The following is an 11,841-nucleotide window of genomic DNA, read 5'->3' on the forward strand; positions in this document are numbered from 1 at the left end:
CGTCACCTCAATACGAATTCTATCAGTATAAGTATATCATGGAAGTGTAATGTTTTTGAATAATAGCGGGAAAAAATAATATTTTCGCAATTCGAAAAATAGGTTATGATAAGGATATATGAAGTATATTTGGAGGTGGAAATATGGCGAATGTAGTAGAGCCCACATTAACAGATGATTTAGTACAAACGTTACGTAAAGAGTGTATTGTTATGGTAGCAACAACAGATTTTGAAAAACAAGTTCCTAACGTAAGTGCTATTTCTTGGGTGTATGCAGTGAGTAAAACTAGTATTCGATTTGCAGTAGATCAACGTTCACGTATTGTGGAAAATATAAGACATAGTACGGGAGTGGTATTGACTATAATGGCGAATGAATCCGTATTTTCCATAAGTGGTGCAGGTGAAATTTTGACTGATAGAATGGAAGGCATTCCTCTAAAATTAACTGTAATAGAAGTAAATGTACAAGAAGTACGTGATGTTATGTTTTATGGTGCAAAACTTGCAATTGAGCCAACATATGAAAAAACGTATGATCTTCGTGCAGCTAAAAAGCTCGATAACCAAGTGTTAGCAGGAATGAAAGAATTATAAATGTGATAAATAAGAAAGTCAGTTATTAACTTTTGTAATCACTTATTGTGATTTTATGTTAATAATTATAATTAAAAGTAATATATTGAATAGAAATGAATAAAAAATAAATAAAAGGTTTAATGGCTATACATTTCGATTCTACCTCGTTTATACGGTACATATAATTATAACAATGGTTCGTCCATATTTTATGGATGAAACCCTTGTTCTACAAATTTAAAAGTGGAGTCAGGGGGTAACAGGTTGGATAAAATTTATGTGTTAGATACGAATGTACTTTTGCAGGATCCTTTATCTATTTTTTCATTTGAAACCAATGAAGTAGTGATTCCAGCAGTTGTATTAGAAGAGGTTGATTCGAAAAAACGTTATATGGATGAAGTAGGACGAAACGCTCGTTATGTATCTAAGTTAATAGACAAATTTCGTGAAATAGGAAAACTGCATGAAAGTATTCCGCTAGAAAACGGCGGTACATTTCGTATTGAATTAAATCATCGTTCGTTTGTCCAACTACAAGATATTTTTGTAGAAAAAACAAATGATAATCGAATTTTAGCTGTAGCAAAAAACCTATCTTTAGAAGAACAAGAAAAAGAGGACGGGAAGTCTGTTATTTTAGTAAGTAAAGACGTGCTCGTAAGGGTAAAAGCAGATGCAATAGGTTTAAAGGCGGAAGATTATTTAAGTGATCGGGTCATTGAAGTGGAAAATATATATTCAGGATTTTTAGAAGGATATATATCAAAAGAACAATTGGATTATTTTTATGAAAAAGGCGAATTGCCTTTATCCGAAATTGCAAATCATCCTTTTTATCCAAATCAGTTTGTAGTAATGAAAGATGCATTAGGTGGATCTAGTTCAGCACTAGGTATTGTGGATCATTTAGGTAAGAAGGTAAAGAAACTTATTTTTCACAATGAACAAGTATGGGGAATACGACCACGAAATGTGCAGCAAATTATGGGATTAGAATTGTTACTTCGTGAAGATATTCCGCTAGTCACGTTAACGGGGAAAGCTGGTACAGGAAAGACATTACTAGCTTTAGCTTCGGGGCTCATGCAAACGGAAGATTTAGGGTTATACAAAAAACTACTCGTTGCACGGCCGATTGTTCCAGTTGGGAAAGATATCGGTTATTTACCGGGAGAAAAAGAAGAAAAGTTAAGGCCGTGGATGCAACCGATTTTTGATAATCTAGAGTATTTATTTAATACGAAAAAACCAGGAGAGTTAGATGCTATTTTAGCTGGAATGGGTTCGATAGAAGTAGAAGCTCTTACGTATATACGCGGGAGAAGTATTCCAGATCAATTCATTATAATTGACGAAGCACAAAATTTAACGAAGCATGAAGTGAAAACGATACTAACGAGGGTAGGAGAAAAAAGTAAAATCGTATTAATGGGAGATCCTCAGCAAATTGATCATCCGTATTTGGATGAGTATAATAACGGTTTAACATATGTTGTAGAGAAATTTAAAGAGCAACGTATTAGTGGTCATGTGAAATTTGTAAAAGGGGAGCGATCTAATTTAGCTCAACTAGCAGCAGATTTATTATAAAAAGGAGTGAGCTGAAGCTCACTCCTTTTCTTTAAATAATTGTAAATTTGCGGATGTTACGGATTGGATTTTGTCTATTAGATCCATCATTGTAATATAAATGAACAGGTCCGTCTTCTTTTAATGGTTTTCCTTCTTTCGAAAAACCAAGAATAGCATGTTTGACTGTTTCTAATGGAAGCGTTATCGTATCATCTACTGTTTCAATCTCGACTTGCGTAGCATCATCTGAAATTTCGGCGTTAGCAAGAAAAGGTTGAAATGGTATACCGAACGTTCCAGTAATTAGCTGTTCTTTTTTATATTTCTTTACACTTTGTTGTATCGGTGGGAAAGCAGCACCATCACGGATTTCGCGATCCCAATGTTCTGAAGTGTTTTTTAAGTAAGCTTCTAGTTCTGAAGTGTTTTCTCTCGTTTCATCAAAGTAAGTTGTCAAATCTACTTTTCGATCATCAAAGATCCAAACGGTTGGATCGATAGTGATTGGAAAACGAACTTTTCCATTAATAAATAAAATTTCGCTCATTGTTGTTCCCCCATTTGTGTTATACTCCCACTTTTCAGTATAATAGTATTAGGCACTATTGTCACAAAAAATGTTTCTATTGCAATTTATTAAAACTATCGCTAATATTAATAGATAGGAGAGAGTAGGACGGAAACGGAGGGAATCAATTTGGCGTCTGAGACAGTATCAAATCATCAGGAAAAGGCACTAGCCCTTCTACAAGCGGATGCGGAGAAGATTTTAAGACTTATTAAGGTGCAAATGGACCATCTTACAATGCCGCAATGTCCATTATATGAAGAAGTGTTAGACACACAAATGTTTGGACTATCCCGCGAAGTCGATTTTGCAGTTCGCCTTGGTCTTATTGCAGAAGAACAAGGGAAGGCAATGTTAGGAGAGCTTGAACGTGAGTTATCTGCACTTCATGAAGCATTTACAAACAAACAACAATAACGGGTTCAAATAAGGGGGCTCAAACTGAAAAAGTTTGAGCTTTTTATTTGTATAATAAAGCAGGAAGAATCAATATACATATGGAATACAACAATAATTAAATTGAAACAGAAAGAGGAAATGAAATGAAAAGAGTATGGAAATCAATGGATTATTCATTGTTACTTCCTCTTGTTATCTTATGTGTGCTGGGAGTTATAATGGTATATAGTTCGAGTTCCATTGTTGCGATTTCGAGATTTGATAAACCAGCAAATTTCTTTTTTAAAAGACAATTAATTACTTTAGCCGCTGGGACAATAGTATTAATAATTCTTGCTATTATTCCATATAAAGTGTGGAGAAAACGAATCTTTTTATTGGGAAGTTATGGAATTAGTGTAGCGTTATTAGCAGCAGCTGCCTTCTTTGCTAAAGCAGTAAATGGTGCAAATGGATGGATATTTGGAATACAGCCTGCGGAATTTGTTAAGATAACAGTTATTCTCGTATTGGCCCATTTCTTTGCGAAAAGGCAAGAAACGAATACGTCTGTTTTTAAAGGATCAGGACCAGTACTTTTGGGTGTTGGTGTAATCATGTTTTTAATTTTAAAGCAAAATGACTTAGGTACCGATATGTTAATTGCGGGAACAGTAGGAATTATGTTTCTTTGTTCAGGAGTTAATGTTAATTTGTGGATAAAGAGATTCTTGTTAACGTCTATAGTATGGGCTCCGGCGTTGTATTTCCTTGGGAGTTATAAATTAAGTCAGTACCAAAAAGCGCGGTTTTCCGTTTTTCTTGATCCATTTAGCGATCCACAAAAGGATGGATTTCAATTAATAAATTCGTTTATTGGAATTGCTTCGGGAGGGCTAAATGGTAGAGGATTAGGAAATAGTGTACAAAAGTATGGTTACTTACCAGAACCACAAACGGATTTTATAATGGCAATTATATCTGAAGAACTTGGTTTTATAGGTGTGGCTATTATTTTAATCTGTTTATTACTTATAATTATTCGGGCGTTTAGAGTTGCACAAAAGTGTAAAGATCCATTTGGAAGTTTAATAGCTATCGGAATTGCAAGTTTGTTTGGAGTCCAAACATTTGTTAATGTTGGTGGTATGTCTGGGTTAATACCACTTACAGGAGTTCCTTTACCGTTTGTTAGTTATGGCGGGAGTTCCTTATTAGCTAATCTACTCGCGATGGGGATATTACTCAATATTGCTAGTCATGTAAAACGACAAGAGAAACAACAGAACGAGACAGTTAAAGAAAGAGAACAAGGTGGACCACATCTTGTAGTTGTAAAATAAAACACATTGTGCTTTAGAGCATGATGTGTTTTTTATTTTTAAGTAGTTTTAAATGTGATGTATTAATTTCTCTTTTTGGTAAATGGTATATCACATTTATATAAAAGTGATATACAATTAAGTTGTTAGAAAAGGAAGAGGTATGCTATACTATTTTTGTGAGACAAATTGCTCAGAAAACTTATCATTTGTTAAAAAATAAGGTATGATGGATAAAAATAAAGTGAAGCTTTCTAAGTATAATATAATGTAGAAAGTGAAGAACTTCACGCTCTTTATGGTGTGTATATATTTTATCTCTAGAGTGGTAGGAAAGTAGAGGGGGAAAATCATGACAAAGCTGCAACGTATTCAAAAAGTATTGGTAGCTAACCGTGGAGAGATTGCAATTCGTGTGTTTCGAGCTTGTTCGGAACTGGGGTTAAAAACAGTTGCAATCTATTCTAAAGAGGATAGTGGTTCTTATCATCGTTATAAAGCCGATGAATCCTATTTAGTTGGGGAAGGAAAAAAGCCAATTGATGCTTATCTAGATATTGAGGGCATTATTGAGATTGCGAAAAGTAATCATGTAGATGCAATCCACCCTGGATATGGTTTCTTGTCAGAAAATATTCAATTCGCAAAACGTTGTGAAGAAGAAGGGATTATCTTTATCGGCCCAAAAAGTAAGCATTTAGATATGTTTGGAGATAAAGTGAAAGCAAGAACACAAGCGCAGCTAGCACAAATTCCAGTTATTCCTGGTAGTGATGGTCCAGTAGATTCAATAGAAGAAGTTGAAGAATTTGCTGAAAAGTATGATTACCCGATTATTATTAAAGCTTCCCTTGGCGGTGGCGGTCGTGGTATGCGTATTGTACGTACTAGTGAAGAATTAAGAGAATCGTATAATCGAGCGAAGTCAGAAGCGAAAGCAGCCTTTGGTAATGATGAAGTATACGTAGAAAAATTCGTTGAAAAACCTAAACATATAGAAGTTCAAATTTTAGCAGATGAAGAAGGCAATGTTGTTCATTTATACGAGCGAGACTGTTCTGTACAACGTCGTCATCAAAAAGTAGTAGAAATTGCACCTAGTGTGTCGCTTTCAGATGATTTGCGTCAGCGTATTTGTGATGCTGCTGTGAAATTAACGAAAAATGTAAATTATTTAAACGCAGGAACAGTTGAATTCCTTGTAAAAGATGATAATTTCTATTTCATTGAAGTAAATCCGCGTGTTCAAGTAGAACATACAATTACAGAAATGATTACAGGAGTCGATATCGTTCAATCACAAATTTTAATAGCGGATGGACATGCATTACATAGCAAATTTGTGGGTGTTCCAAAGCAAGAGGAGGTTGTTGTACATGGATTTGCAATACAATCTCGTGTAACGACTGAGGATCCACTAAATAATTTCATGCCGGATACAGGAAAAATTATGGCATATCGATCAGGTGGTGGCTTTGGGGTTCGTCTTGATACAGGTAATAGTTTCCAAGGTGCTGTTATTACACCGTACTATGATTCTTTACTTGTAAAAGTTACAACATGGGCGCTTACTTTTGAACAAGCTGCTGCAAAAATGGAACGTAACTTAAAAGAATTCCGTATTCGTGGTATTAAAACAAATATTCCATTCCTAGAGAATGTAGTAAAACATAAAAACTTCTTATCAGGGGAATATGACACTTCATTTATTGATGCGTCACCTGAACTATTCTTGTTCCCGAAACGTAAAGACCGCGGAACAAAAATGTTAAATTACATTGGGACAGTAACAGTAAATGGCTTCCCGGGAGTAGGGAAAAAAGAGAAACCAATTTTCCCAGATGCTCGTATACCGAATGTATTACATTCAGAGCCGATCCAAAATGGAACGAAACAAATTTTGGATGAGCGTGGAGCAGACGGATTAGTAAAGTGGGTACAAGATCAAAACCGTGTACTTTTAACAGATACAACATTCCGTGATGCGCATCAGTCATTGCTCGCGACGCGTATTCGTACAAAAGATTTACATCAAATTGCAGAGCCGACAGCGAGAATGTTACCGAACTTATTCTCAGCGGAAATGTGGGGCGGTGCAACGTTTGATGTTGCATATCGTTTCTTAAAGGAAGATCCATGGGAACGATTACTAGATCTTCGTGAAAAAATGCCAAACGTTTTATTCCAAATGTTACTTCGTTCTTCAAACGCAGTTGGCTACAAAAACTATCCGGATAATTTAATTCAAAAGTTTGTGGAGTGTTCTGCTCAAGCTGGAATTGATGTGTTCCGTATTTTTGATAGCTTAAACTGGGTAGAAGGTATGAGAGTTGCGATTGATGCTGTACGAGATACTGGTAAAATTGCAGAAGCAACTATGTGTTACACAGGGGATATTCATGATCCGTTACGTAGTAAATATGATTTAAATTACTATAAAAATTTAGCAAAAGAATTAGAAGCATCAGGAGCTCACATTTTAGGTATTAAAGATATGGCGGGCTTACTAAAACCAAATGCAGCATATGATTTAGTTTCAGCATTAAAAGAGACGGTATCGATTCCGATTCACCTGCACACACACGATACGAGTGGGAATGGTATATTAACGTATACGAAAGCAATTGAAGCAGGTGTTGACATTGTCGATGTAGCAGTAAGTTCTATGGCTGGTCAAACGTCACAACCAAGTGCGAACACGCTATACTATGCGTTAGGCGGAAACGAAAGACAGCCAGATGTTAATATAGATTCATTAGAAAAACTATCTCATTATTGGGAAGATGTACGTAAATACTACGCACCGTTTGAAAGCGGTATGAATGCTCCTCATACAGAGGTATATATGCACGAAATGCCAGGCGGACAGTATAGTAATTTACAACAACAAGCGAAAGCGGTTGGCTTAGGCGATCGTTTTGATGAAGTAAAAGTAATGTACCGCCGTGTGAATGACATGTTTGGTGATATTGTTAAAGTAACACCATCATCTAAAGTTGTCGGTGATATGGCATTATTCATGGTTCAAAATCACTTAACAGAACAAGATGTTTTAGAGCGTGGACATTCTATGGACTTCCCAGGATCTGTTGTTGAAATGTTCTCTGGAGATTTAGGACAACCATATGGTGGTTTCCCGAAAAAGTTACAAGAAATTATTTTAAAAGGGAAAGAACCATTAACAGTAAGACCAGGTGAATTATTAGAACCAGTAGATTTCGACGCGTTAAAAGAAGAGCTATTCCATAAACTTGGACGCGAAGTGACGATGTTTGATGTAGTTGCATATGCATTATATCCAAAAGTATTTATGGATTACGAAAAAGTTGCTGAGATTTATGGAAATGTATCTGTGCTTGATACACCGACATTCTTCTATGGTATGAGACTTGGTGAAGAAATCGATGTGGAAATTGAACAAGGTAAAACATTGATGGTTAAACTAGTATCAATTGGAGAGCCTCAGCCAGATGGAAATCGTGTTCTTTACTTGGAGTTTAACGGTCAACCACGTGAGATTGTTGTGAAAGACGAAAGTGTGAAAGCAACAGTTGCACAACGTGTGAAAGGAAACCGTGAAAATCCAAACCACATTAACGCAACAATGCCAGGAACGGTTATTAAAGTAGTTGTAAAAGAAGGCGATGAAGTGAAAAAAGGCGATTCTATGGCAATTACAGAAGCGATGAAAATGGAAACGACAGTTCAAGCGCCGTTCAATGGTAAAGTGAAAAAAGTATATGTTAACGATGGAGATGCAATTCAAACGGGCGACTTACTCATTGAATTAGATCACTAAAATAAAAAGAGTTGTGGAAACACAGCTCTTTTTTATTACGAAAAAATACCTTGCCAATTCGGCAAGGTATTTTCATTTATTTTGTTTGTTTAGAAGTTGATGCAGCTTCTTTTGCATTCACTTTACTTCTTGTACCTAACATAACTAAATAGCATAGTACAGCAAACAAGCAAGAAATGAATAGTGAATGCAATAATGCCATTGATAAACTAGCATTTGTAAATACGACTAAAATTCCTACGATAGCTTGAAGTGTAACAAGGATAAATGAGATGATCCATCCCCAGTATACGACAGGCTGCTGTTTGTAATGGCGGATAGCGAGAATCATCGCGTATAGTATCCAAGCGAAAATTAACATCGCTGCAACTCTATGTCCCATTTGAACCCATTCATGTAATTGAGTTGGCATAGGTCTATTTTTGCTACATAAAGGAAAGTCTGGACAGGCTAAGCTAGCTCGTTCGTGACGTACTAAAGCTCCTGTGTAGACGACAATATAACTGTAAATTGTTACACCATAAATATGAAATTTCATTTTTTTGTCTATAATAAGTGAACGTGCATCAAATTTTTGGTCAATTTCAAAGATAAGACACGTTAATAAAATGACAGAAGCAAATGAAATTAAGGAAATACCGAAATGGATAGCAAGTACAGCTGGCATTTGCCCCCAAACAACCGCTGCGGCTCCCATTAATGCTTGTGCAACTAAAAATACGAAGGATAAAATTGCTAACGTTTTTGTTTCGCGCACATGTTTATAATATTTCCAGGACAAAATACAAAGGAGAGTGACAAGAATTCCTGCTGATCCTGATGTAAGGCGATGACTTAGTTCAATAATAGTTTCCATTGATAAATTAGATGGAACAAATTCGCCGTTACAAAGTGGCCATGATTTACCGCACCCTTGGCCAGAGCCTGTTTTTGTAACTAAGGCGCCTCCTAATAAAACTATTAATAAATCAAGACTCGTAATGACTGCTAACCATTTAATAAAGCGTTGCAATCTCTTTCACCATCTTTCTGCTATGAAGTTATTGCGAAATATTTTCATTCCATTATGTATAGAATAAAACGCGCTAGTTCCTATGATATATAAAAAATAATAAAATAGCAAAGAAATGGAGGGGGAAGACAGGGAAGAGAAAACGGGTGTGGAAATAAGGTTTATAAGGAAATTTTTAGGTGAAAAATAGGCTATTTTGAAAAGAAATGGGGAGAATACGTGTGAAATATGACAAAAAAGTTTATTATAGAAGGTAACATCATGTTATGATATGGATAAGAAACAATTAAGTTTTTTATGTTCGACACAAAAAGTTCATGTTTTCTTCACAAAATGTTCGGGAAATATGATTTAATATATTGGAGTATGGGCGTAGATTAGTAGTAGAATGGGTTAACAATGTTTCTACTGTAATAATATTGCTATATAGAAGCGAAATATTTCAATTTGAAATAGGCGCAAAAAGAAAGATGAAAGTTTTAAGAGGGGGTTAAAGTGATGAACCATGCAACAAGTGAGCTGCATGATGAGTCTGCTGTTACAAGCGTACCGGAAACAACTCGGTTACAAGATTTAAAAGCGCTCGTTAAAATGGGGATTGTAAACTCAAATACACTTACTGTATTTACAGGATTTTGGTTGGCATTACACTTTAATGGATTAAGTGTGATGGACAATCTGGATAAGTTATTCTTTACAATCGTTGGTTCTGGATTAGTTATGGCAGGGGTATGTTGTTTAAACAACTACATTGATCGAGACATCGATCCATTAATGGAAAGAACAAAGACCCGTCCAACGGTTACTGGAAAGTATAAACCAGGATTTGCACTTACATTTGGACTAGTTATATTACTTCTTGGTTTTGTATTTTTATTATTAACAACACCAATGGCAGTCTTAATGGGATTTATTGGTGCTTTCACATATGTTGTTCTATATAGTTTATGGACAAAGAGAAAGTATACACTAAATACTGTTGTAGGTAGTATATCTGGTGCAGTTCCACCTTTAATTGGATGGGCAGCAATCGATCCATCTTTAGGCCATCCAATTGCTTGGATGTTATTTTTAATTATGTTTATTTGGCAAATCCCACATTTCCTTGCATTAGCAATGAAACGTGTTGATGAATATCGAAATGCAGGAATTCCAATGCTTCCTGTAGTTCATGGATTTGAAATTACGAAACGCCAAATTATGATTTGGACAGTATGTTTGTTACCACTACCATTTTATATGAGTGGACTAGGGATAACATTTATGGTAATTGCAACACTGCTTAACATCGGATGGATCGTTTTAGGATTTTATGGCTTCCGTAAGAAAGATGACATCAAATGGTCTGTGCAAATGTTTGTTTATTCCCTAAATTATTTAACAATCTTATTTGTATCAATGATTGTAGTTACATTCTTCTAAGACAACGACATAATTGGATTTCTTTACGTTGAGATTTACTTTACTTAACTATAAAGTACAATCTAATTCACAAGGAAAGTGGGGGTTGTTTGTATGAAGAAACAGTGGCGACTGCTTTCGTTCGTTTCACTGCTGGCTTTACTGTTAGGGGGATGCGGTAAAGCCTTTCAATCTACTTTAATTCCGCAAGGAGAAGTAGCAAAAATGCAATATGATCTGCTCTTACTAGCAAGTGCGATCATGGTAGGAGTAGTACTAGTAGTTACTATTATTTTCTTATATGTAATTGTGCGTTTCCGACAAAAGAAAGGTCAGGAAGAGTATATTCCGGAGCAAGTTGAAGGGAATCACAAACTAGAAATTATATGGACAGTTATTCCGATTATTCTTTTGCTAATCTTAGCTGTTCCGACGGTTACATATACATTCAAACTTGCTGATGTAAGTGCGATGGAGAAAAAGAATATTGATAAAGATACTATCGTTGTTGATGTAACAGCGAATCTTTATTGGTGGGAATTTTCTTATAAATCAGAAAAGATAGTAACTTCTCAAGATTTAGTCATCCCCACAGGTAAGAAAGTGTATTTGAATTTGAAGGGTGCCGATATTAAACATTCGTTTTGGGTTCCATCTTTAGCTGGGAAAATGGATACAAATACAGATAATGTGAACAAAATGTGGTTAAAGGCAGATAAATCGGGCACTTATAATGGTTTTTGTACAGAATTTTGCGGCCCATCACATTCTTTAATGCAATTCAAAGTGAAAGCTTTAGATGAAAGCGAGTACAAAAAGTGGCTTGCTGATATGAAGAAAATTGATGGGAAGAAAGAAGTAGCTTCAACAAAGGCGCAAGAAGGCCAAGAAATATTTAATAAAAGCTGTATTGGTTGTCACGCAGTTGGATCTAATGATAGTAGACCACCTTCCGCTCGTATCGCACCAAACTTAGCAAATTTTGCGGATCGCGATATGGTTGCCGGTATTGCCGAAAACAATGAAGAAAACTTAAAAAAATGGCTGAAAGATCCTGAAAATATGAAGCCAGGAAACAAAATGACTGGCAAATATGGCAACTTAACAGACGATCAAATTGATGCATTAAATGCATACTTACAAACGTTAAAAGTTGAAAAGTAAAGAGGGATTATTCGCGAAGGGGAGGTTGAAAACGTGAGTTC

At 35.6% G+C, this 11,841-nt stretch carries 9 protein-coding genes; 7 read left to right on the forward strand and 2 right to left on the reverse strand.

The features are described from left to right. Positions 1 to 143: 143 nt before the first annotated feature. Together AC0NJG_RS06825 and AC0NJG_RS06830 are read left to right on the forward strand one after the other, a co-directional pair. Entirely contained in the window at positions 144 to 599 is a 456-nt protein-coding gene (locus AC0NJG_RS06825; RefSeq protein WP_000024588.1) for a pyridoxamine 5'-phosphate oxidase family protein, read from the forward strand. A gap of 246 nt (positions 600 to 845) precedes the next feature. Further along, a complete protein-coding gene (locus tag AC0NJG_RS06830; protein WP_000358083.1) occupies positions 846 to 2,174 on the forward strand; it encodes a PhoH family protein in 1,329 nt (442 codons plus the stop codon). A 31-nt stretch (positions 2,175 to 2,205) separates the two neighbouring features. On the opposite strand, the gene AC0NJG_RS06835 is transcribed toward AC0NJG_RS06830, so the two are convergent. Next, a complete protein-coding gene (locus AC0NJG_RS06835; protein ID WP_087954452.1) occupies positions 2,206 to 2,703 on the reverse strand; it encodes a molybdopterin-binding protein in 498 nt (165 codons plus the stop codon). Positions 2,704 to 2,853: 150 nt separating this feature from the next. On the opposite strand from AC0NJG_RS06835, the gene AC0NJG_RS06840 reads away from it, so the two are divergent. The 3 genes from AC0NJG_RS06840 (at position 2,854) to pyc (ending at position 8,223) form a co-directional block, all read left to right on the forward strand. Next, positions 2,854 to 3,141: an Fpa/YlaN family protein gene (locus AC0NJG_RS06840; protein WP_000135695.1), complete on the forward strand. Its 288-nt coding sequence runs from the start codon at positions 2,854 to 2,856 to the stop codon at positions 3,139 to 3,141. A gap of 125 nt (positions 3,142 to 3,266) precedes the next feature. Then, positions 3,267 to 4,445 (forward strand): FtsW/RodA/SpoVE family cell cycle protein, encoded by a 1,179-nt coding sequence (locus tag AC0NJG_RS06845; protein WP_088327861.1) that lies wholly within the window; start codon positions 3,267 to 3,269, stop codon positions 4,443 to 4,445. Positions 4,446 to 4,776: 331 nt separating this feature from the next. Further along, positions 4,777 to 8,223 carry a pyruvate carboxylase gene (gene pyc, locus AC0NJG_RS06850; RefSeq protein WP_173601295.1) on the forward strand — a complete coding sequence of 1,149 codons (3,447 nt, stop codon included), beginning with the start codon at positions 4,777 to 4,779 and terminating at the stop codon, positions 8,221 to 8,223. 76 nt (positions 8,224 to 8,299) lie between these two features. Here pyc and ctaA read toward each other — a convergent pair whose 3' ends face one another. Next, positions 8,300 to 9,235: a heme A synthase gene (ctaA, locus tag AC0NJG_RS06855; RefSeq protein WP_474062939.1), complete on the reverse strand. Its 936-nt coding sequence runs from the start codon at positions 9,233 to 9,235 to the stop codon at positions 8,300 to 8,302. 498 nt (positions 9,236 to 9,733) lie between these two features. On the opposite strand from ctaA, the gene ctaB reads away from it, so the two are divergent. Further along, the gene (ctaB, locus tag AC0NJG_RS06860; protein WP_001015058.1) at positions 9,734 to 10,657 is read left to right on the forward strand and encodes a protoheme IX farnesyltransferase; all 924 of its coding nucleotides are present in this window, start codon (positions 9,734 to 9,736) and stop codon (positions 10,655 to 10,657) included. Between the two features lie 93 nt (positions 10,658 to 10,750). Then, the gene (gene coxB, locus AC0NJG_RS06865) at positions 10,751 to 11,800 is read left to right on the forward strand and encodes a cytochrome c oxidase subunit II (RefSeq protein WP_087954455.1); all 1,050 of its coding nucleotides are present in this window, start codon (positions 10,751 to 10,753) and stop codon (positions 11,798 to 11,800) included. Positions 11,801 to 11,841: the final 41 nt, after the last annotated feature.

It is taken from the genome of Bacillus sp. SSR7 (assembly GCF_055902415.1).